Annotated in this window: 22 protein-coding genes; 8 read left to right on the top strand and 14 right to left on the bottom strand. The window is 62.1% G+C overall.

The window, feature by feature from the left end; genetic code table 11:
* Positions 1 to 12 precede the first annotated feature (12 nt).
* The 3 genes from SUTH_RS19550 to SUTH_RS03470 form a co-directional block, all read right to left on the bottom strand.
* Positions 13 to 159, bottom strand: a complete 147-nt coding sequence (locus SUTH_RS19550; protein WP_171817303.1) for a hypothetical protein — start codon at positions 157 to 159, stop codon at positions 13 to 15.
* Between the two features lie 111 nt (positions 160 to 270).
* Entirely contained in the window at positions 271 to 3,609 is a 3,339-nt protein-coding gene (locus SUTH_RS03475) for a sensor domain-containing protein (protein WP_197539643.1), read from the bottom strand.
* An 80-nt stretch (positions 3,610 to 3,689) separates the two neighbouring features.
* The gene (locus SUTH_RS03470; RefSeq protein ID WP_052473806.1) at positions 3,690 to 4,805 is read right to left on the bottom strand and encodes a methyltransferase; all 1,116 of its coding nucleotides are present in this window, start codon (positions 4,803 to 4,805) and stop codon (positions 3,690 to 3,692) included.
* Positions 4,806 to 5,065: 260 nt separating this feature from the next.
* Between SUTH_RS03470 and SUTH_RS03465 the strand changes: the two genes are divergently transcribed.
* Positions 5,066 to 6,406 (top strand): fused MFS/spermidine synthase, encoded by a 1,341-nt coding sequence (locus SUTH_RS03465; RefSeq protein ID WP_041097116.1) that lies wholly within the window; start codon positions 5,066 to 5,068, stop codon positions 6,404 to 6,406.
* An 81-nt stretch (positions 6,407 to 6,487) separates the two neighbouring features.
* Here the strand turns inward: SUTH_RS03465 and pmbA are convergent, their stop codons facing one another.
* Positions 6,488 to 7,825: a metalloprotease PmbA gene (gene pmbA / locus SUTH_RS03460; RefSeq protein ID WP_041097114.1), complete on the bottom strand. Its 1,338-nt coding sequence runs from the start codon at positions 7,823 to 7,825 to the stop codon at positions 6,488 to 6,490.
* A gap of 81 nt (positions 7,826 to 7,906) precedes the next feature.
* Here pmbA and yjgA point away from each other — a divergent pair, with 81 nt between their 5' ends.
* A complete protein-coding gene (gene yjgA / locus SUTH_RS03455; protein ID WP_052473804.1) occupies positions 7,907 to 8,446 on the top strand; it encodes a ribosome biogenesis factor YjgA in 540 nt (179 codons plus the stop codon).
* An 11-nt stretch (positions 8,447 to 8,457) separates the two neighbouring features.
* Here yjgA and SUTH_RS03450 read toward each other — a convergent pair whose 3' ends face one another.
* Positions 8,458 to 8,715 (bottom strand): TIGR02647 family protein, encoded by a 258-nt coding sequence (locus SUTH_RS03450; protein WP_041097110.1) that lies wholly within the window; start codon positions 8,713 to 8,715, stop codon positions 8,458 to 8,460.
* 111 nt (positions 8,716 to 8,826) lie between these two features.
* Positions 8,827 to 9,768, bottom strand: a complete 942-nt coding sequence (locus SUTH_RS03445; protein WP_041097108.1) for a CysB family HTH-type transcriptional regulator — start codon at positions 9,766 to 9,768, stop codon at positions 8,827 to 8,829.
* 84 nt (positions 9,769 to 9,852) lie between these two features.
* Here SUTH_RS03445 and SUTH_RS03440 point away from each other — a divergent pair, with 84 nt between their 5' ends.
* From SUTH_RS03440 to cysN, 6 genes are read left to right on the top strand one after another with little or no spacing between them, the layout of a single operon-like run.
* Complete coding sequence (locus tag SUTH_RS03440; RefSeq protein ID WP_041101575.1) at positions 9,853 to 10,644, top strand: sulfite exporter TauE/SafE family protein; 792 nt, start codon at positions 9,853 to 9,855, stop codon at positions 10,642 to 10,644.
* 8 nt (positions 10,645 to 10,652) lie between these two features.
* Positions 10,653 to 12,347 carry a nitrite/sulfite reductase gene (locus SUTH_RS03435; RefSeq protein ID WP_041097105.1) on the top strand — a complete coding sequence of 565 codons (1,695 nt, stop codon included), beginning with the start codon at positions 10,653 to 10,655 and terminating at the stop codon, positions 12,345 to 12,347.
* Complete coding sequence (locus tag SUTH_RS03430) at positions 12,340 to 12,867, top strand: DUF934 domain-containing protein (RefSeq protein WP_041097103.1); 528 nt, start codon at positions 12,340 to 12,342, stop codon at positions 12,865 to 12,867. The genes SUTH_RS03435 and SUTH_RS03430 overlap by 8 nt, the downstream gene beginning before the upstream one ends.
* 10 nt (positions 12,868 to 12,877) lie before the next feature.
* Complete coding sequence (locus SUTH_RS03425; RefSeq protein ID WP_052473159.1) at positions 12,878 to 13,642, top strand: phosphoadenylyl-sulfate reductase; 765 nt, start codon at positions 12,878 to 12,880, stop codon at positions 13,640 to 13,642.
* A complete protein-coding gene (gene cysD / locus SUTH_RS03420) occupies positions 13,639 to 14,562 on the top strand; it encodes a sulfate adenylyltransferase subunit CysD (RefSeq protein WP_041097101.1) in 924 nt (307 codons plus the stop codon). The genes SUTH_RS03425 and cysD overlap by 4 nt, the downstream gene beginning before the upstream one ends.
* The gene (cysN, locus tag SUTH_RS03415) at positions 14,562 to 15,842 is read left to right on the top strand and encodes a sulfate adenylyltransferase subunit CysN (RefSeq protein WP_041097099.1); all 1,281 of its coding nucleotides are present in this window, start codon (positions 14,562 to 14,564) and stop codon (positions 15,840 to 15,842) included. Before cysD ends, cysN begins: the two co-directional genes overlap by 1 nt.
* A gap of 62 nt (positions 15,843 to 15,904) precedes the next feature.
* Here the strand turns inward: cysN and rplQ are convergent, their stop codons facing one another.
* The 8 genes from rplQ to secY form a co-directional block, all read right to left on the bottom strand.
* Entirely contained in the window at positions 15,905 to 16,300 is a 396-nt protein-coding gene (gene rplQ / locus SUTH_RS03410) for a 50S ribosomal protein L17 (protein WP_041101571.1), read from the bottom strand.
* A 146-nt stretch (positions 16,301 to 16,446) separates the two neighbouring features.
* A complete protein-coding gene (locus tag SUTH_RS03405; RefSeq protein WP_041097097.1) occupies positions 16,447 to 17,430 on the bottom strand; it encodes a DNA-directed RNA polymerase subunit alpha in 984 nt (327 codons plus the stop codon).
* A gap of 55 nt (positions 17,431 to 17,485) precedes the next feature.
* A complete protein-coding gene (rpsD, locus tag SUTH_RS03400; protein ID WP_041097095.1) occupies positions 17,486 to 18,115 on the bottom strand; it encodes a 30S ribosomal protein S4 in 630 nt (209 codons plus the stop codon).
* 20 nt (positions 18,116 to 18,135) lie between these two features.
* Entirely contained in the window at positions 18,136 to 18,525 is a 390-nt protein-coding gene (gene rpsK, locus SUTH_RS03395) for a 30S ribosomal protein S11 (RefSeq protein ID WP_041097093.1), read from the bottom strand.
* Between the two features lie 15 nt (positions 18,526 to 18,540).
* Positions 18,541 to 18,906, bottom strand: coding sequence for a 30S ribosomal protein S13 (rpsM, locus tag SUTH_RS03390; RefSeq protein ID WP_041097091.1), 366 nt, complete (start codon positions 18,904 to 18,906; stop codon positions 18,541 to 18,543).
* Between the two features lie 93 nt (positions 18,907 to 18,999).
* A complete protein-coding gene (gene rpmJ / locus SUTH_RS03385; RefSeq protein ID WP_041097089.1) occupies positions 19,000 to 19,113 on the bottom strand; it encodes a 50S ribosomal protein L36 in 114 nt (37 codons plus the stop codon).
* A 26-nt stretch (positions 19,114 to 19,139) separates the two neighbouring features.
* Entirely contained in the window at positions 19,140 to 19,358 is a 219-nt protein-coding gene (gene infA, locus SUTH_RS03380; protein ID WP_041097087.1) for a translation initiation factor IF-1, read from the bottom strand.
* Between the two features lie 3 nt (positions 19,359 to 19,361).
* Positions 19,362 to 20,690: a preprotein translocase subunit SecY gene (secY, locus tag SUTH_RS03375; protein ID WP_041097085.1), complete on the bottom strand. Its 1,329-nt coding sequence runs from the start codon at positions 20,688 to 20,690 to the stop codon at positions 19,362 to 19,364.
* Positions 20,691 to 20,692 lie beyond the last annotated feature (2 nt).

The raw sequence follows: 20,692 nt of genomic DNA, 5'->3' as shown, positions 1-20,692 counted from the left end.
TGCAAGCGGCAGCTATCTGACCTGCTGCACAAGCTCCAGCTTTACGCCGAATTCATAGGCCCGTGAAACCGACCCCCAATGCTTCGCCAGATAGGCGTTTGCCATTTCCAGCTGGCCGATGTATTTCTGGATGCCCTTGTAATTCACTCTGAATTTCATGTTCTGTCCCCCTGCCGAATCCGTACTTCTTTTACGGCTGTCAGGGGAAAAACCTTAGGGCAAACAAGCAAAATCGCTCAGCCGACGACATTTGCGGCAGCCGTCACACATTCAACCGCGCCGCACAAACTCCTCGAAACTCGCCAGCGGCAACGGCCGGCTGAAGAAATAGCCCTGATAGACATGACAACCCGAGCTGGCCAGCAAGGCGCGCTGTGCCTCGGTCTCGACGCCCTCGGCGATTACCCCCAGCCCCAAGCTTTGTGCCAGTGCCACGACGGTTCTGGCGATTGCCGCGTCGTTGGGATCGACCAGAATGTCGCGCACGAACGACTGGTCGATCTTCAGCTGGTCCAGCGGCAGGCGCTTCAGGTAGGACAACGAGGAATACCCGGTGCCGAAGTCATCGAGCGCGAAACCGACCCCCTTGGCTTTCAACGCAAACATTTTTTCGATGATGTCCTCGACGTTGTCCACCAGCAGGCTCTCGGTCAACTCCAGCTTGAGCCGGCTCGGGTTGGCGCCCCTTTTATTGAGGATCGCCAAGACCTTATGGACAAAGTCAGAATCCCGGAACTGCTGGGCGCTGACATTGACGGCCACCGTGAGATGGGCCATGCCGGTCTGCGCTGCCCATGAGGCGAGCTGGGAGCAGACGGTATCCAGCACCCATTCACCCAAAGGCAGTATCAGCCCGGTTTCCTCGGCGAGTGGGATGAACTCGGCGGGCGATATCATGCCGCGCTCGGGATGCTGCCAGCGAACCAGCGCTTCCGCGCCCATGACCTGACCATCCCCAACTACCTGGGCCTGATAGTGAAGCACCAGCTGCTGCCCCTCGATGGCCCTGCGCAGACCGACCTCAAGGGCGGCGCGCTCAATCACCACCGTCTGCATGGCGGGATCGAAGAAATGCAGCGCATTGCGCCCCGTGGCCTTGGACTTGTACATGGCCAGGTCGGCCTGTTTCAACAAGTCGTCGATGGACGTCTCATGCCCGCGAAACAGCGTCGCGCCTATGCTTGCCGAGCTGCGATAATCGATATCGCCGAGCTGATACAACTTGCCGAGAACAGCGAGAATCTTTTCACCCACGGCTTCAGTCTGGCTGGCCGCCTCCTGCGAGGTCTTGTTCAGGTTCCCCAGCACCACCACGAATTCATCGCCCCCCAGCCGCGCCACCGTGTCGCCCTCTCGCACGCTGGAAGAAAGACGTTGCGCAACCTGCAGCAGCAACAGATCGCCCTTGTCGTGGCCGAGCGTGTCGTTCAGCGTCTTGAAATGATCGAGGTCGATGAACAGCACGGCGCCAAAGCTGCTGTTGCGGTTGCCGACAGTCATGGCCTGTTTCAGGCGATCCATCAGCAGCGTGCGATTGGGCAAGTGGGTAAGGGAGTCGAAAAAAGCCAGTTCCTGGATTCTCTCTTCTGCCTTCTTGCGCTCGGTAATGTCGTGATGCGTACTCACATAGTGGGTAATGCTCCCTTCTTCCCCCCTTACCGCGGAGATGGTGAGCCACTTCAGATAGATCTCGCCATTTTTGCGTCGATCCCAGATTTCGCCCTGCCATGTTCCGGTCCTGCCGATGCAATCCCACATCGCTGCATAGAACGCTGCATCGTGTCGACCCGATTTGAGAATTTTCGGTGTCTGGCCGATGACTTCTTCCGCCGAATAGCCGGTACTATCGACAAAAGCCTGATTGACTCTCAGAATCACGCCATTGGCATCAGTAACGATGGTGCCTTCCCGCGACTCGAAGGCGGTGGCAGCGATGCGAAGCTCGGCCTCGGCTTTCCTGCGAAAGCTGATGTCGCTGATGCTGCCGATGAATATCCTCTCGTCATTCAGCCAGGTTTCAGTCACACCCAGCTCGATCGGGAAAGTCGAGCCATCCTTGTGCCGGGCGATGACCTCGGTTCTTCGGCCAATGATCTTCTTGATGCCGCTGCGCCGATAACTCTCGAGGTAGCCATCATGCGCTGCGCTGTAGGGTTCAGGCATCAACATGCTGACGTTCTTGCCCTCCACTTCGTCCGCGCCGTAGCCAAACATCTGTTGCGCAGACTGGTTCAAGGATTCGATGACGCCGCTCTCGGTGATCGTGATTACCCCGTTCTGAACGCCATCCAGCACTGCGCGCAGGCGCGTTCTGTTGGCTATCAGGGCCTGCTCCACCTGCTTTCGGGGAGTGATGTCCGCGGAGTAGGCCAGGATGCAGGCCTTTCCATCCAGCTGGGTAATCTCTGCCGAAATGCTGACATTCCGTCGCTGCCCATTCTTGTGCATCCAGCTGGTTTCAAAATCGACCAACCGGCCTTCGCGGGTGAGTGCATTTACCCATTGCTGTCGCGTCGCCGAATCCGGCCAGATGCCTACTTCCACTGAAGTCTTGCCGATCAGATCGACTCGGGGCCAGCCGAAATCCCGCTCATAATTATCGTTTGCCTCGATGAAACGGCCACCCTCTACCGTGGCAATCGACGCCGCAATGGGGCACGAACTGAAAGCCGTGGAGAATCTCCGCTCAGACTGCCGCAGCACATGAGCAGCCGCTTCACGCTCGGCCTCGATGGTCTTCAACCGGACCTGCATGGCCAACAAATCGGCCAGTACAGTGTCTTCCATGCCGGGTGTGATCGCTATGATCGACGACAAATCCCCCTGCCCGATCCTGCGCATTTGCGCGCGTACCTCGTCCGCGGACCCTCCCAGGATTTTTCGCAAGGCGACATACGCCTGCCAAAGCACCAGCAGCGCTCCGAAAACGCAGGCGATGAACATGATCCGGAACATGACAGCCTGGCGTTCGGCCGAACGAATCCGGTCAACGGTACGCTGGTCCATCAACTTGTAGGCTTCATTGATCGGTCTCACGATGGCCGCCTTGGCTTGAAGGTAGGCGGCATCGTGCATCATCTGCAGCGCCCTGGATCGGTTGGCTGCGGCATCCGGTCCGGCGCTTTCGACCAGCTTCATGGCTTCGAATTCGATAGCGGCCAAGGCATCGGAATTTGCCTTGGCCAATGCCAGATGGCGCAGTTCCTCCTCGGTGAATCCGGTCTGGCGCATCAGGTCCAGCAGGGGGATGGCTTCCCCCTCGGTAGCCGGGGGCGATTGGGTGCCAGCCAGCACCATGTCCCAGTAGGAATACAGGTAGCCCGGCGGTCGCGACTTCTTGCCGTCGCGAATGTCCAGAATGTCCTGATAGTACTTTTTGTAGAGCGGCTCACCGGTCACCACATAGCTTCTGGCCATCTGCGTCAGATCGTATGACGACTGCCGCAATTGGCCTGCCCGCAACAAGGAAAGATGCCGCAATTCATTGGCGCGGTCGATATGCTTTTCAGAATCGACGTAAACCACAAAAGTAACGGCAAGCGCAAGAAACATGGCCAGCGTCGGCCAGAACTTGCGTGGGAATGCTTGCATCCTGTCTCGGAGAGTCATGGTTTCTTGCCTGGGCAATTTGGCAAATCATATACGACGTTCCCCCGCACCCCGGCGACTTCCCGCGTGCCTCGCATCCGTCAGCGCGCCCCCAGGCGCCAGAGGGAAGTCAGTTCAGCCGCGCGTGCGGCATGCAGCGGATCGGTGGCGTCCGTTGCCCGCGGATGGGTCGGCTTGGCATCCATTCGCCCGACCACCCGCAAACCGGCTGCGTCGAAAGCCGCCAGGAGTTCGGTGCGCGAGCGCAATCCCAGATGCTCGGCGAGGTCGGACAGCACCAGCCAGCCCTCACCGCCCGGTTCCAGATGCGCGGCGAGACCCCTGATGAATCCCGTCAGCATGCGACTGTCGGGGTCATACACCGCGCGTTCGAGCGGCGAACCGGCGCGGGCCGGCACCCAGGGCGGGTTGCACACGACCAGGGACGCACGCCCCGGCGGGAACATGTCGGCAGCCACCACCTCCACCTGCGCCGCCAACCCCAGCCGTTCGATGTTCTCGGTGGCGCAGGCCAGCGCGCGCGGATCCTGGTCGGTGGCGACGACGTGCGCGATACCCCGCTGCGCCAGCACCGCGGCCAGGACGCCGGTGCCGGTGCCGATGTCGAAAGCCTGAGCGCATCCCGCCGGCAAAGGTGCGGCGGCGACCAGGTCGACGTATTCGCCGCGCACCGGTGCGAAAACGCCGTAGTGCGGATGGATGCGTTCGCCCAGCGCGGGAATCTCGACGCCTTTCTTGCGCCACTCGTGCGCGCCGATCAGTCCCAGCAATTCACGCAGCGATGCGACGAGCGGGCCGGCAGCGGCGCCATAGGCCTCGACGCAAGCTTGGCTCACGTCGGGCGCCCGGCGCAACGGCACCCGGTAATCGTCGTCGAATGGCAGCAGCAGCATGCCCAGGGTGCGGGCCCGCTGCGACTGGGACTGTCGATACAGATGAAAGGCCTCGGCGGCGGCCGCTGTCGTCGCCGTGGCCTTGCGCGGCTTGCGGTCGAGGCGCCGCGCCATGGCCTGCAGCAACTGGCGGGCGTTCTGGAAATCGCCGCGCCACAACAAGGCCGTGCCTTCGCATGCCAGGCGGTAAGCCGCGTCGGCGGTGATGCGATCATCGGCAACGACCACCCGCTTCGGCGGCGGCGTGCCGCCCTCCGAATGCCAGCGGGCGGAGCAAGTCTCGCCGTTCTCGCTCCACGAGATGAATTTGTCTTCAGGTGCCACGATTACCACCGAGTGACTCTTCGCCGCATGGTACGTTGCCACGGCGACCCTGTAAATTTTTTCGGGGCCTGGACGCACGATCTTCGGCAACGAAAATCATCCACCGGACGCGCATCGCCGTACCGCCATCCGCTACGGCGAGGAGAGCGTTTCTTGCTCGACCGCCTTGTAGCGCAGTTGCCTCATCAGCGCCGACTCTCTGGGGTAAAGTCGCAATCCCCGCGACTCGCCTTGCCGCCATGCATCCACGCTTGCTGTTCACCATTGTTTTCATCGAGGGCTACTGCTCGCTCGGCGCCGAAATCATCGCCTTGCGCCGGCTGATCCCGCATGTCGGCAGTTCCATCGTGATCACGGCGCCGACCATCGGCCTGTTCCTGCTCGCCCTCGCGCTCGGCTACCACTCGGGCAGCCGCGTCGCGGCGGATTACCGCGCGGTGGTGGCGCGCAACTTCCTCATCTCGGCGGCACTGATGGGCGCCGGCCTGGCCGGCGGCAGCGTCAGCGCCATCTTCGCCGGAACATCGGCGGTGATGGCCTACCTGATTTTTGTCGGCGCCATCCTGTGTCCCCTGGCCTGGCTGCTGGGACAGACGGTGCCGATCCTGACCAACCTGATGCGCGCACAGCGCAGCGGCGAAGCCGCCGGACGCGCGCTCTACTGGTCTACGCTCGGCTCCTTTCTCGGCTCGGTCACGCTCTCGCTCGGCGTCATGCAGTTGTTCGGCGTCTGGGCCGCCGTGCTGCTCGGCGCGCTGATGCTGGTCGGCGGCGCGGTGCTGGTGCAGCGCCCCCGGCCGCTGGCGGCGGCACTGCTGGTTGCCGTGGCCGGGCTCGGCATCGCCGCCAATCTCGATGACCGGCAGCGCGCCGACACGGCCTATGCCGACTACGAGGTGGAAGCCGTCGCGCGCGAAGGCATGCAGTCGCCCCGCGTCTTCCGCGTGAACAACCAGGTGGCGTCGCTGATCGACAGCAGCGAACCACCCCGCCATACCCGCTACGTGCAGCATCTGCGACAGGTCCTGCTCGATGATCTCGGATTCCGCGATCGCGACATCCTGGTGCTGGGTGCCGGTGGATTCACGCTGTCGCACCGCGAGCCCGCCAACCGCTACACCTATGTGGACATCGACCCGGCAATCCGCGCCATCGCCGAGCGGGATTTCCTGCGCGAACCCGCGCGCGGCGAATTCGTCGCGACCGACGCGCGCCGTTTCGTGATCGAAACCGCACGCCGCTTCGACGCCGTGGTGGTGGATGTCTATAGCGCACGCACCTCGATTCCCGGCCATCTGGTGACACGCGAATTCTGGCGCGATACGCGGCATGCGCTGAAGCCCGGCGGCGTGATGCTGGCCAACCTGATTCTCGACGGCAAGCTCGCCAGCCCCTACGCGCGCAACCTGCTGGCCACCATCGAGAGTGCCTACGGCCGCTGCGCCGTCGAAGTGCTGTGGAAAGCAGCCGAGCGCAGCAACGTGATTGTCAGCTGCTTCGCGAGCGAAGCCGGCGAAGCAGCCAGAATCTATGTCGACGAACGGAATCTGGCCGACCTGGACAGCGCCCGCTCGCCGTAGCACCACGGATCAGCAGGATCGCCGTGTCGCCAGCGCCGACTTTTTAAATGCTGCGTGGCCTCATTCCGATTCGAATTGGAATCAGTTGCCGGCGATCGTCATGCGCTCGACCAGCACCGAACCCACCTGCTTCGATCCGCGCACTTCGATGTCGTTGCCGATGGCGACAATGCCGCGCAGCATATCGCGCAGATTGCCGGCAATGGTGATCTCTTCCACCGGATAGGCGATCTCGCCCTTTTCCACCCAGTATCCCGCCGCGCCGCGCGAATAGTCGCCGGTCACATAATTCACGCCCTGGCCGAGCAGTTCGGTGACCAGCAGGCCGGTGCCCATTTCGTGCAGCAAGCCCTTGAGGTCGTGCCGCCCCGGCTGCACCAGCAGGTTGTGCGAACCACCGGCATTGCCGGTGGTCTGCATGCCGAGCTTGCGCGCCGAATAGGTGGAGAGGAAGTAACCCTGCAGCACGCCGTTCCTGACCACTTCGCGATCATGCGTCCCCACGCCATCGTCATCGAAGGGCGACGAGGCGAAAGCGCCACGGATATGCGGCCGCTCGCTGATCTGGACGAAGTCCGGAAACAGTTGCCGACCGAGGCTGTCAAGCAGGAAGGACGTCTTGCGGTACAGCGAGCCGCCCGAGATCGCATGCACGAAACTGCCGATCAGGCCCGCCGCCAGCGGCGCTTCGAAAATCACCGGACATTTGCGCGTCTTCAGCTTGCGGGCGCCGAGGCGTGACAGTGCGCGCCGTGCCGCGTAGTCGCCGATCCGCGCCGCATCGGGAAATTCATCCGCATTGCGGCGCGTGGCATACCAGTCGTCGCGCTGCATGTCCTCGCCCTCGCCGGCGATTACCGAGCAGGAGATGTAATGCCGCGAGGTGGCAAAGCCGCCCATGAAACCCAGGCTGTTGGCGGAAACAAAGTGCGAGGACTGCGCCGAAACACTGGCGCCTTCGGAGTTTTTCACCATCGGGCTGACATCGAAGGCGGCCTGTTCGCAACGCCGCGCAATATCGATCGCAGCGTCCACGGAAACGTCCCAGGGATGAAACAGGTCGAGATCCATGCTGCGCTTCGCCAGCAGTCGTGCGTCGGGCAAACCGGCGCAATCATCTTCGGCAGTGAAGCGCGCGATCGACAGCGCGGCTTCGACGGACGCTCTCAGCGCGGCCGGCGAGAAATCGGAACTGCTGGCATGGCCGCGCCGCTGGCCGATATACACCGAGACGCCGAGCCCCTTGTCGCGGTTGTACTCGATGGTTTCCACGTCCTGTCGGCGCACGCTGACCGACTGGCCGCAGCCTTCCGAGACATCGACCTCGCAGGCCGTGGCACCCTGGGCAGCGGCATGATCGAGAACGGTCTGCGCCAACGCGCGCAATTCCTCCTGGGAATGAGCAAAAGCCTGGGACATGCAGGAACCCTTCAATTGGCGAAGCTATAATCATATCCCACCGGGGGTACTCTCCCCTTGGCAAACTCCGGGTACTTCGCCGTGGATGACATTTACAACGAACCGGACGCGTATTCCGGCCCCAGCAAATCGCAACTCAAGCGCGAGATGACCGCCTTGCAGGATCTCGGCGCGGAGTTGGTCGCGCTATCGAAGGATCGGCTGGCGAAAATCGAGATGCCGGAACGCTTGCGCGATGCCCTGCTCGATGCGCAGCGTTTCACCAAACACGAAGCCAAGCGCCGCCAGATGCAGTACATCGGCAAGATCATGCGCGATATCGATGCCGCGCCCTTGCGCGCCGCGATGGACGAGATCAAGGGTGTTTCCGAAGCGGCCAACATTCGCCAGCACCAACTGGAAAGGCTGCGCACGCGCCTGATGGAAGACGAAGCGGTGTTCAGCGAAGTCGCCCGCGATTATCCGCATGCCGACATGCAACACCTGCGGCAGTTGCGCCGCAACGCATTGAAGGAAGCACAACAGGGCAAGCCGCCGCGGGCTTACCGCGAGTTGTTCAGGGAGTTGCGCGCGCTCGAAGGCAAGCCGGAAACAGACGACGCCGCGGACGAGAATCCGTAGGCGACAGCTCGTCAGGACGTTGCCGTTGCGGTCGAGCTCGACGTCAGTATGGTCAGCAAGGCCTGCGCGGCCTCGGCCGCATCCCGCCCCAGCCCGGTCAGATAGCCGCCATCGACCTGCGTCAGCAAGCCCTTGGCGTGCAGGCGACTCACGGCCGCAATCACTTCGGGATCAGCGGTCTTGTGCACCTTGATGCCATGCTGGCTGGTCTCCAGATCGAAGCGGATCAGGGTATTCAGTTCATGGACAAGATCAGGCGTATAGGGCATGGCAAACCTCGCTCTCTTGAATGTGTGGCAATCGCGGACTGACTCCATTCTAGCTTCGGTATCCGCCAGCATCGTCTTCACCGGCAATGAAATCTCCCACGCCGCAAGAAATCACAGGCCGGGGTCGGCGCCCTCGCCTTTCAGCGTGGCCTCGACCATGCGCCGCGTCAGTTGCGGCGCCAGCAGTTCCATGAAGTCGTATTCGTAGCCGCGCAGCCAGATGTCGCGGCGAAAGCCGACACGCGTCGTGTTGCCCTCGAACAGATGGGAAACCGGCATTGCGGCGAGCGCCTCGTCGCGCGCCGGATCGAAGGCCATTTCGGCAATGATGCCGACGCCCAGCCCGAGCGCCACATAGGTTTTGATCACGTCGGAATCGATGGCGGTCAACATCACATTGGGCCGCAGATTCTGGCGTTCGAACGCCCGGTCAATCCTTGAGCGGCCGGTGAAGGTCGCGTCATAGGTAATCAGCGGATACCCGGCCAGTGCCGCCAGCGTCAGCGGCTGCATGGCCAGCAAGGGGTGATCGCGCGGAGTCACCACCTTGTGCGCCCACTGGAAGCACGGCAGGGTCACAAGATCGGGATAGCGGTCCAGCGCCTCGGTGGCGATGCCGAGATCGACGCTGCCGTCCATGACCCACTCGGCCACCTGCAGCGGGCTGCCCTGCTGGATGTGCAAGCGAATTGCCGGATGGCGCCGGACGAAACGCTGGATCACCGGCGGCAGGGTGTAGCGCGCCTGGGTGTGCGTCGTGGCAATGGATAGCGTGCCGCTGCTTTCGGCGGCGAAATCCTCCCCGACCCGCTTCATGTTCTGCGCTTCGACGAGCATGCGCTGCGCCATCGCCAGCACGATGCGGCCGGGAGCAGTTATCGCCGTAAGCCGCTTGCCGCTGCGCTCGAAAATCGTCAGCCCGAGCTCTTCTTCGAGCAGACCGATCTGCTTGGACACACCCGGCTGCGACGTGAATAGCGCCTCGGCCGCGGCGGAGACGTTCAAGCCGCGCCGCTCGACTTCGACCAGATAACGTAGCTGTTGGAGTTTCACGGGCAAATTATATCTTCTGGTTATATATAAATACTAATTAAGTATTTTTCAGAACTATAAGACATCGCTACGATGCGCTGCATCATGGAATTCATCCTCAATCCCCTGCTTCCGCTGTCCGGCTTCGCCGTCGGCCTCCTGGTCGGACTGACCGGTGTCGGCGGCGGCTCGCTGATGACGCCGCTGCTGGTCCTGCTGTTCGGCTTCAAGCCGGCGACCGCAGTGGGCACTGACTTGCTCTACGCGGCAATCACCAAGAGCGGCGGTTCCTGGGTGCATCACCGCCATGACAACATCGACTGGGCGATCACCGGCCGGCTCGCGCTGGGCAGCGTTCCAGCCGCCGGCCTGACCGTGCTGCTGCTGGCGCAGCTCGGCGTAAAAGATCATGGCGCCACGGGATTGATCTCGGTCGTGCTCGGCGTCGCCCTGCTGCTCACCGCCGCGTCGCTGATCTTTCGCCAGCGCCTGCTGGACTTGGCGCATCGCCGTAGCGCCAGCGCCGACTTCTCCCATCGTCACGTCGCCGGCCTCACGGTCGCCGTCGGCGCCGCCGTCGGCGTACTGGTGACGATTTCTTCGGTGGGTGCCGGCGCGCTGGGCGTCACGGCGCTGACCTTCCTCTATCCGCAACTCGCCGCACGCCGCATCGTCGGCTCCGACATCGCCCACGCCGTGCCGCTGACGCTGGTCGCCGGCCTCGGCCACTGGTGGCTGGGCACGGTCGACGTGGTGCTGCTCGTATCGCTGTTGATCGGCTCGCTGCCGGGCATCGCCCTCGGTGCCCACTTCGCCGCCAAGGTGCCGGAACGGGCGCTGCGCGGCCTGCTCGCCTCCGTGCTGCTGCTGGTCGGCGGCAAACTGATTTTTGTATAGGAATTGACATGTACCGCTACGACGACTACGACCACACCATTGTCCGGGCCCGCGTTGCCCAGTTTCGCGGTCAGACCGAGCGCTATCTCGCCGGCAAGCTTTCCGACGACGAATTCCGCCCGCTACGCCTGCAAAACGGCCTTTACATCCAGCGTCACGGTCCCATGCTGCGGCTCGCCGTGCCTTACGGCCTGCTCTCGGCGACGCAACTGCGCAAGTTCGCCGACATCGCCCGCCGCTACGACCGCGGCTTCGGACACTTCACCACGCGCCACAACCTGCAACTGAACTGGGTGCAACTGCCGCAGGTGCCGGAGATTCTTGCCGAACTGGCCGAGGCCGAACTGCATGCGATCCAGACTTCGGGCAATTGCATCCGCAATGTGACCACCGACCACTTTGCCGGCGTCGCCGCCGACGAGATCGCCGACCCGCGCCCCTGGGCCGAATTGCTGCGCCAGTGGTCGACTTTCCATCCCGAGTTCGCTTACCTGCCGCGCAAGTTCAAGGTCGCGATCTCGGGCGCCGCCCAAGACCGCGCCGCGATCCAGGTGCATGACCTCGGCCTGCAACTCGTGCGCAACGACTCGGGCGAACTCGGTTTCAAGGTGTATGCCGGCGGCGGCCTCGGCCGCACTCCGCTGCTGGGCCAGGTGGTGCGCGCGTTCCTACCCTGGCAGCATCTGCTGAGCTACACCGAGGCACTGGTGCGCGTATTCAATCGCCACGGCCGCCGCGACAATGCCTACAAGGCGCGCATCAAGATCCTGGTCAAGGCCGTCGGTATCGAGGAATTTTCCCGCCAGGTCGAAGAAGAGTGGTCGCATCTCCAGGACGGCCCGGCGACCCTGACCGCAACCGAAGTCGCCCGCGTCTCGGCGCAGTTTGCCCCGCCGAACTACGAAACCCTGGCACCCGACGATCTGTGCCACCTTGCTCACCTGCGCGAAGACAAGGCCTTTGCCCGCTGGGTCGAATGCAACGTGCATGCGCACAAGATCGCCGGGTATGCGGCGGTCACGCTGTCGCTGAAGAAGCTGGGGGCCGCGCCCGGCGACGCGACCAGCGAACAGATGGAAGCGGCCGCAGAACTGGCCGAGCGTTTCAGTTTCGGCGAAATCCGCGTTTCGCACGAGCAGAACCTGATCCTCGCCAACGTGCCGCAGCGCGAGCTCTACACCGTCTGGCATCGCGCCAAGGCGGCCCGCCTGGCATCGCCCACCGTGGGCCTGATTCAGGACTTGATCGCCTGCCCCGGCGGCGACTTCTGCGGCCTGGCCAATGCCCGCTCGTTGCCACTGGCTGCCGCGATCCAGGAACGCTTCGAAGACCTCGACTACCAGCATGACATCGGCGAACTGGAACTCAACATCTCCGGCTGCATGAATTCCTGCGGCCACCATCACCTTGGCGCGATCGGCATCCTCGGCGTCGACAAGAACGGCGAGGAGTGGTACCAGGTCACGCTGGGCGGCCGCCAGGGCAATGGCGCGCGCATCGGCGAAGTGATCGGCCGCGCCTTCGCCGCCGCCGAGGTGCCCGACGCAATCGAGCGCCTGATTGGCGTCTATCTCGCGCACCGTCATGCCGACGAACGCTTCATCGACACCTTCGATCGTATCGGCGAAGAGCCCTTCCGTCACGCTGCATATACCCAAACCCAGCCCCACCCCCATCAATCAAGGAGAGTCGCAAATGGCTAACAAACAGATCATCAAGGAGCGTCGCCTGCAGGATGACGCGTGGAAAATCGTGACCCTGGTCGATGGCGAAGCGCCGTTCGACGTCTGCCTGCCGGTCGGCCCGCTGCTGGTGCCGATCTCGGTCTGGAAGGCGAAGAAGTCCTGCCTGATCGCCCGCGAGTACGAACACGGCACGCCGCTCGGCATCTGGCTCTCACCCGGGGACGACGTCGCCGAGATCGCCAATGACATCGACGATTTCACGGTGATCGCCGTGCATTTCCCCAAGGCCGCGGACGGCCGCGGCTTCTCCACCGCGCGCCTGCTGCGCGAACGCCATGGCTACGACGGCGAACTGCGCGCCTTCGGCGACATCGGCCGCGACCAGTTGTTCTACCTCAAGCGCGTCGGCTTCGATGCCTTCGTGATCGGCGAGGGTCGCAGTGCCGAAGAAGCGCTGGCTGCCTTCGACGATTTCCCCGAGGTGTATCAGGCGAGCACCGACCAGCCCGATCCGCTTTTCCGCCGCCGCGTAGCCTGACGAGAACATCATGATCCGAGAATCCCTGCCCGATCAGGACAATCCCGAGTTGCTCGACGTCGTCGCCGACAAGGCCACACGCGCCGCCGCGCTCCTGCACAACATCGCGCGCGACTACGCGCCCGTGGTCTTCGCCAACAGCCTGGGCGCCGAAGACATGGTGCTGACCGACCTGATCTGGCGCGAGAACATCAACATCGGCGTGTTCTCGCTCGATACCGGCCGGCTGCCGGTGGAAACCTACGACCTCATTCGCCAGACGGAAAAGCACTACGGCCGCAAGCTGGACATTTTCTTTCCGCGCCATGACGCCGTCGAGGCCTACGCCCGCGCCCACGGCAGCCATGGCTTCTACGACTCGGTGGAAGCACGCAAGGCCTGCTGCCATGCGCGCAAGGTAGAACCCCTGCAGCGCGCACTGGCCGGCAAGGGCGCCTGGGTCACCGGCCTGCGCGCCGCGCAGTCGACCACCCGCGACAAGCTCAAAGTCATCAGCCAGGACACGGCGAACAATCTCGTCAAGGCCAGCCCCTTGGCCGACTGGAGCGAGGCGGAAGTTTGGGTTTATCTGCGCGCCAACGAGGTGCCCTACAACCGCCTGCACGACCGCGGCTACCCCAGCATCGGTTGCGCGCCCTGCACCCGCGCCATCCAGCCCGGCGAAGACGTTCGCGCCGGCCGCTGGTGGTGGGAAACCCCGGAGACCAAGGAGTGCGGCCTGCATCTGGTGGGTGGGAAACTGCAACGCGTTGCGCAGCAGGAAATTGCAGCATGAGCTTACTCGCCCTGCAGCAACATGCCACGCTTTCGCACCTGGATTGGCTGGAGGCCGAGGCTATCCATATCCTGCGCGAAGTTGCCGGCCAGTGCGCCAACCCCGCGCTGCTGTTTTCCGGTGGCAAGGATTCGCTGGTGCTGCTGCGCCTGGCGGAAAAGGCCTTTCGCCCAGGTCGCTTTCCGTTTCCGCTGCTCAACATCGACACCGGCCACAACTACAGCGAAGTCATCGACTTTCGTGACTTTCGCGCCTGCCAGTTGAACGAGCGGCTGATCGTGCGCTCGGTCGAGGATTCGATCAAGCGCGGCACCGTCGTGCTGAAGACGCCCGGTGAATCGCGCAACAAGCATCAGTCGGTGACGCTGCTCGAAGCGATCGAGGAGTTCGGCTTCGACTGCTGCATCGGCGGGGCGCGTCGCGATGAGGAAAAGGCCCGTGCCAAGGAACGGATTTTTTCCTTTCGTGATGAGTTCGGCCAGTGGGATCCGAAAAATCAGCGGCCCGAATTGTGGGACCTGTTCAATGCTCGCGTGCACAAGGGCGAAAACATCCGCGCCTTCCCCATTTCGAACTGGACCGAACTCGATGTGTGGCAGTACATCGAACGCGAAGACCTGCAACTGCCTTCGATTTACTTCGCGCACCCGCGCGCGGTGGTGCGAAAGAACGGCCTGCTGCAGCCGGTGACCGAACTGACGCCGGCGCAGCCGGGCGATGTCGTCGAAGAACTGACCGTGCGCTTTCGCACCGTGGGCGACATCACCTGCACCGCACCGGTGCTGTCCGACGCAGACACGGTGGCCCGCATCATCGAGGAAACCGCAACGACGACCATTACCGAGCGCGGCGAAACCCGCCTCGACGACCAGACCTCCGAAGCCTCCATGGAACAGCGCAAGAAGGAAGGATACTTTTGATGAGCGCCATCGAACACCTGCCGGGGATCGACAACGGTTTGCTGCGCTTCCTCACCTGCGGCAGTGTTGACGACGGCAAGAGCACGCTGATCGGGCGGCTGCTTTACGACACCAGGACCATTCTCGCCGACACCCTGCACGCGATTACACGTACCTCGGAGCGGCGCGGGCTGGAGACGGTCGACCTGTCGCTGCTCACCGACGGCCTGCAGGCGGAACGCGAGCAGGGCATCACCATCGATGTCGCCTACCGCTACTTCAGCACCGGACGGCGCAAGTACATCATCGCCGACGCCCCCGGCCACGAGCAGTACACCCGCAACATGGTCACCGCGGCCTCGACGGCGAACCTGGCGATCATCCTGATCGACGCCCGCAAGGGAGTGCTGACCCAGACCCGGCGGCACTCGTACCTGGCGCACCTGGTCGGCATCCCGCACATCATCGTGGCGATCAACAAGATGGACCTGGTGGATTACGATCGGACAAGCTACGAGCGCATCCGCAGCGACTACCTGGAGTTTGCCGCGACACTCGGCATCGGCGACGTCAGATTCATTCCACTGTCTGCGCTCAATGGCGACATGATCGTCGATCGCGGCGAACGACTCGCCTGGTATCAAGGTCCGACACTGCTCGACATCCTCGAAAATGCGCCCACCGCCCATAGCGAGCGCGATGAAGCTTTCCGTTTCCCGGTGCAGTTCGTCTGCCGCCCGCAGAAGGCCGGCGACCCGAAGCTCCACGACTATCGTGGCTTCATGGGTCGCGTTGAATCAGGCGAGATCGCCGTTGGCGACGAAGTGCTGGTGTTGCCATCGGAACAACGAACACGCGTCAAGGCCATCGAGATTTACGGCACTTCACTTCCGCGCGCGATTGCCGAGCAGTCGGTCACGCTGCTTCTGGAGGACGAAGTCGACGTGTCCCGCGGCGACATGATTGTCCGCGCCCAGAAGTCGGCGCTGGTGACACGGCGAATCGAGGCCATGCTCTGCTGGCTGGGTGAAGCACCGCTTGACCCGCAACGCAAATACCTGATCCGCCAGACCACGCGAGAAACCCGGGCGGCCGTCGAGGCCATCGGTTATCGACTGGACATCAACAGTTTGCAACAGATGCCTGCGGAACGGCTTGGCATGAACGACATCGCCCGTGTCTTCTTCAAACTTGCGCAGCCCCTGTGCGTCGATACCTATGCCGACAATCGCAGCACCGGGGCATTCATCGTGATCGACGAAACCAACAACAATACCGTCGGCGCCGGCATGATTCTTTGAGTCACCCGCAAAAGCAAAAAGGCCAGGCATTGCCTGGCCTTTTTGTCCCCGCCACGAGAGTCTTACTCGGCGGTGGGCGCCTCGGCGGCTTCTTCAACAGCCGGACGATCCAGCAGTTCGACGAAGGCCATCGGCGCATTGTCGCCGTCGCGGAAGCCCATCTTCAAAATGCGCAGATAGCCGCCGTTGCGCGTTGCATAGCGCGGGCCGAGCACGTCGAACAGCTTGCCGACGATGTCGCGATCGCGCGTGCGATCGAATGCCAGGCGACGATTGGCCAGGCTGGGCTTCTTGCCCAGCGTGATCAGGGGTTCGACCACGCGGCGCAATTCCTTGGCCTTGGGCAGGGTGGTCTTGATTGCCTCGTGACGCAGCAGGGAGACTGCCATGTTGCGCAGCATCGCCTGGCGGTGCGCCGAGGTGCGATTGAGTTTGCGAAGTCCGTTACCGTGACGCATTTTGATGTCCTCGTTTTTTGCGGCCACCGCGCAATGCAAATGGCCGGTTAATGGTTATCGAGTTTGGTGAATCGGTGCAGCAAGTAAAACAAGTCAAACAAATACGACAGATGAAGCAACCGGGCCGAAGCCCGGTGTCAAACGAATCAGGCCAGCTTCTCGAGGCCGGCGGGCGGCCAGCTTTCGAGCTTCATGCCCAGGGTCAGGCCGCGCGATGCGAGCACTTCCTTGATTTCGTTGAGCGACTTGCGACCCAGGTTCGGGGTCTTGAGCAATTCGGTTTCGGTGCGCTGAATCAGGTCGCCGATGTAATAAATGTTCTCGGCCTTGAGGCAGTTGGCGGAACGAACCGTCAGTTCCAGGTCATCCACCGGACGCACCAGCACCGGGTCGACGGAGGTCTGCTTCGGCGCTTCGGCGGACATCGGCGTGCCTTCGAGGTCGGCGAACACCGACAGCTGTTCCATCAGGATGCGGGCCGCGGTGCGCACTGCCTCTTCGGCGTTGTCGATGGCACCGTTGGTTTCGATGTCGAGAATCAGCTTGTCGAGGTCGGTACGCTGTTCGACGCGGGCCGACTCAACGGAATAGCTGACGCGGCGCACCGGGCTGAACGATGCGTCAAGCATGATCTGGCCGATGGCGCGATTCTCGCGGGCGATTTCGCGCTGGTTGGCCGGAACATAACCACGACCGGATTCAACGCGGATCTGCATGTTCAGCTTGCCGCCAGGAGCGATGTGGGCAATCACATGATCCGGATTGACGATTTCGACGTCATGCGTGGTTTCGATATCGCGCGCGGTCACTACGCCCTCGCCATTACGGGAAAGGGTAAGCGTTGCTTCGCGGCGGTTGTGCATCTTCAGCACCACGCCCTTGAGGTTCAGCAGAACGTCGACCACGTCCTCGCGCACACCGTCCAGCGTCGAATACTCGTGAAGCACGCCTTCGATCGACACTTCGGTCGGAGCGACGCCTTCCATCGAGGACAGCAGGATACGACGCAGGGCATTGCCAAGCGTGTGCCCATAGCCGCGTTCGAACGGCTCCATGACCACGCGGGCATGCAGCGGCGAAAGCTGCTGGACATCGATACTGCGGGGTTTCAGAAGTGTGTGCATGTGCATTCCTTCAAATGGAAGACACCTGGCGTCCGGTGGACGCCAGGTGCAAAACTACGTGTTAGCGCGAATACAGTTCGACGACCAGACCCTCGTTGATCGAGGGCGGCAGGTCTTCGCGTGCGGGGTATGACTTGAATATACCCTTGCCGGCCTTGACATCCACTTCCAGCCACGCCGGGAAGCCGCGCGACTCGGCCGCTTCGAGGGCAGCCTTGGTGCGCAACTGGCCACGGGTGCTTTCGAGCAGTTGGATGACGTCGCCGGGGCGCACGTTGTACGACGGGATGTCGACGCGACGGCCATTGATCAGCACGCCGTTGTGACGAACTACCTGGCGAGCCTCGGCGCGCGAGACGCCAAAGCCCATGCGATAGGCCACAGTATCGAGACGTGCCTCAAGCAGCTTCAGCAGATTCTCGCCGGTCTGTCCCTTTTTGCGCTCGGCATCGCCGAATACCTTGCGGAACTGCCGCTCGAGTACGCCGTAGATGCGGCGGATCTTCTGCTTTTCGCGCAGCTGGGTGCCATAACCGGACAGCCGCTGTCCGGATTTCTGGCCGTGCTGGCCGGGCGCGTAAGCACGGCGCTCGACGGAACATTTGTCAGTGAAGCACTTCTCGCCTTTGAGGAACAGCTTCTCGCCCTCGCGGCGGCACTGGCGGCACTTGGCGTCTAGGTTGCGGGCCATGGTGTCGTATCCTTATTGCCTTAGATGCGGCGGCGCTTGGGCGGCCGGCATCCGTTGTGGGGAATCGGGGTAATGTCGGTGATGCTGGTGATCTTCATGCCGAGCGCATTGAGTGCGCGCACCGCTGATTCGCGTCCGGGGCCGGGGCCTTTGATGCGAACTTCGAGATTCTTGACACCACACTCCTGAGCCGCCTTGCCTGCAGCTTCAGCAGCAATCTGCGCGGCGAACGGAGTCGATTTGCGCGAGCCCTTGAATCCGGCACCGCCGGAAGTGGCCCACGACAAGGCATTGCCCTGACGATCGGTGATGGTGATGATGGTGTTGTTGAAGGAAGCGTGAACGTGCGCGATGCCTTCAGCGACGTTCTTTTTAACCTTCTTGCGAACTTTGGTTGCGGTCTTGGCCATGTAAGGTGTCCTGGTTTACTTCTTGCCCATCGAAATCGCCTTGCGCGGACCCTTGCGGGTGCGCGCGTTGGTGCGGGTACGCTGACCGCGCACGGGCAGGCCACGACGATGACGCACTCCGCGATAGCAGCCAAGATCCATCAGGCGCTTGATATTCATCGTCGTTTCGCGGCGCAGATCGCCTTCGACGGTGAACTTGCCTACTTCCTCACGCAGGCGATCCATCTCGCTGTCCGTGAGTTCCTTGACCTTGGTCGAACGCTTGACGCCGACGGCGTCGCAGATTTTCTGTGCGCGGGTACGGCCAATACCGTAGATCGCTGTCAGAGCGATTTCCGCGTGCTGGTGATTCGGGATGTTGACGCCTGCTATACGAGCCATGTGCTTACCTGTTCGTCGCCGTTAGTGAATGCGGTGTGGTGGGCTAGCTGAAAAATGCGAAACCGTAGATTGTATCTGATCTGAATCGCTGTATCAACCCTGACGCTGCTTGTGGCGCGGATCGGTACAGATGACCCGCACCACGCCCTTGCGGCGGATGACTTTGCAATTGCGACAGATACGCTTGACCGAAGCCAGAACTTTCATTGGAGTTCTCCGGAATAATTGCCAAACTACTTGGCGCGGAACACGATGCGACCTTTTGAAAAGTCGTAAGGCGTAAGTTGCACGGTGACCTTGTCGCCAGGAAGAATGCGGATGTAGTGCATGCGCATCTTCCCGGAGATATGGCCAAGAACCACATGCCCGTTCTCCAGCTTGATCCGGAACGTGGCATTCGGGAGATTCTCGACAACCTCTCCCTGCATTTCAATAACGTCTTCCTTGGACATGGATCAGCGAGCCGGGAACCCGGCCCCCTTGAAGTTGGCCTTTTTCAGAAGACTTTCATACTGATGCGACATTATGTAGGCTTGGACTTGCGACATGAAGTCCATCGTCACGACAACAATAATCAACAGGCTCGTGCCGCCGAAATAGAAGGGCACGTTCCACTTCAGAATAAGAAACTCGGGCAACAGACAAACCGCCGTGATGTAGATGGCACCTGCCAGCGTGAGGCGGGTCAGTATCTTGTCGATGTAGCGTGCGGTCTGGTCGCCGGGGCGAATGCCGGGAACAAACGCACCGCTCTTCTTCAGGTTGTCCGCCGTCTCCTTCGAGTTGAACACCAGCGCAGTGTAGAAGAAGCAGAAAAACACAATGGCAGTTGCGTACAGCATCACATAGATCGGCTGGCCCGGCGACAGCGTTGCCGCGATGTCCTTGAGCCAGGTCATGCCCTCACCCGACCCGAACCAGCCGGCGGCAGTAGCCGGGAACAGGATGATCGAAGAGGCAAAGATCGGGGGAATGACACCGGACATGTTCAGCTTCAGCGGCAGATGGGAACTCTGGCCGCCATAGACCTTGTTGCCGACCTGCCGTTTGGCGTAATTCACCAGAATCTTGCGCTGGCCCTTTTCGACAAAGACCACGAAACCCGTGACCAGGACCGCCACGCCACAAATGAAAAGCGCGGACAGCGGATGCATGGCACCGGTACGAACCAGTTCGAAGAGACCACCCAGTGCGCTCGGTAGCCCGGCTACGATACCGGCAAAAATGATGATCGAAATCCCGTTACCAAGGCCACGCTCGGTAATCTGCTCGCCAAGCCACATAAGGAACATGGTGCCGGTAAGCAAGGTAAGCACGGTAACAAAACGGAACATCAGGCCCGGATCAAGCACCAGCCCGGCCTGCGATTCAAGCGCGATGGCGATACCCAAGCCCTGGAACAGGGCCAGAGCGACGGTGCCGTAACGCGTGTATTGAGTAATCTTGCGCCGGCCGGCCTCGCCCTCCTTCTTCAGTGCCTCGATCGACGGCACTGCGATCGTCATGAGTTGCATGATGATCGAGGATGAGATGTAGGGCATGATGCCCAGCGCGAACAGCGTGAAGCGTGACAACGCACCGCCCGAGAACAGGTTGAAAACACCGAGAATGCCGCCTTGCTGGCCCTGGAACAATTCCGCCAGCTTTACCGGATCAATCCCGGGTACCGGGATATGCGCACCGATCCGATACACCACCAGCGCGCCCAGCAGAAACCAGAGTCGGCGCCAAAGATCGCCGAACTTTCCGGTCTTGCCAAGAGCTGCTGCCTGGGGAGTTGCCACGT

The organism is Sulfuritalea hydrogenivorans sk43H, assembly GCF_000828635.1.
GTDB lineage: Bacteria > Pseudomonadota > Gammaproteobacteria > Burkholderiales > Rhodocyclaceae > Sulfuritalea > Sulfuritalea hydrogenivorans.
This window is presented reverse-complemented; position numbering and strand designations above follow the sequence as displayed.

Excerpts from the sequence above, each read along its gene's own strand:
- rpmJ (WP_041097089.1), bottom strand. The coding sequence starts at position 19,113 with ATGAAAGTTCTGGCTTCGGTCAAGCGTATCTGTCGCAATTGCAAAGTC.
- cysN (WP_041097099.1), top strand. The coding sequence starts at position 14,562 with ATGAGCGCCATCGAACACCTGCCGGGGATCGACAACGGTTTGCTGCGC.
- rplQ (WP_041101571.1), bottom strand. The coding sequence starts at position 16,300 with ATGCGTCACGGTAACGGACTTCGCAAACTCAATCGCACCTCGGCGCAC.
- rpsK (WP_041097093.1), bottom strand. The coding sequence starts at position 18,525 with ATGGCCAAGACCGCAACCAAAGTTCGCAAGAAGGTTAAAAAGAACGTC.
- cysD (WP_041097101.1), top strand. The coding sequence starts at position 13,639 with ATGAGCTTACTCGCCCTGCAGCAACATGCCACGCTTTCGCACCTGGAT.
- SUTH_RS03435 (WP_041097105.1), top strand. The coding sequence starts at position 10,653 with ATGTACCGCTACGACGACTACGACCACACCATTGTCCGGGCCCGCGTT.
- SUTH_RS03465 (WP_041097116.1), top strand. The coding sequence starts at position 5,066 with ATGCATCCACGCTTGCTGTTCACCATTGTTTTCATCGAGGGCTACTGC.
- SUTH_RS03425 (WP_052473159.1), top strand. The coding sequence starts at position 12,878 with ATGATCCGAGAATCCCTGCCCGATCAGGACAATCCCGAGTTGCTCGAC.
- rpsD (WP_041097095.1), bottom strand. The coding sequence starts at position 18,115 with ATGGCCCGCAACCTAGACGCCAAGTGCCGCCAGTGCCGCCGCGAGGGC.
- SUTH_RS03405 (WP_041097097.1), bottom strand. The coding sequence starts at position 17,430 with ATGCACATGCACACACTTCTGAAACCCCGCAGTATCGATGTCCAGCAG.
- infA (WP_041097087.1), bottom strand. The coding sequence starts at position 19,358 with ATGTCCAAGGAAGACGTTATTGAAATGCAGGGAGAGGTTGTCGAGAAT.
- rpsM (WP_041097091.1), bottom strand. The coding sequence starts at position 18,906 with ATGGCTCGTATAGCAGGCGTCAACATCCCGAATCACCAGCACGCGGAA.
- SUTH_RS03450 (WP_041097110.1), bottom strand. The coding sequence starts at position 8,715 with ATGCCCTATACGCCTGATCTTGTCCATGAACTGAATACCCTGATCCGC.
- pmbA (WP_041097114.1), bottom strand. The coding sequence starts at position 7,825 with ATGTCCCAGGCTTTTGCTCATTCCCAGGAGGAATTGCGCGCGTTGGCG.
- SUTH_RS19550 (WP_171817303.1), bottom strand. The coding sequence starts at position 159 with ATGAAATTCAGAGTGAATTACAAGGGCATCCAGAAATACATCGGCCAG.
- SUTH_RS03430 (WP_041097103.1), top strand. The coding sequence starts at position 12,340 with ATGGCTAACAAACAGATCATCAAGGAGCGTCGCCTGCAGGATGACGCG.
- SUTH_RS03475 (WP_197539643.1), bottom strand. The coding sequence starts at position 3,609 with ATGACTCTCCGAGACAGGATGCAAGCATTCCCACGCAAGTTCTGGCCG.
- SUTH_RS03440 (WP_041101575.1), top strand. The coding sequence starts at position 9,853 with ATGGAATTCATCCTCAATCCCCTGCTTCCGCTGTCCGGCTTCGCCGTC.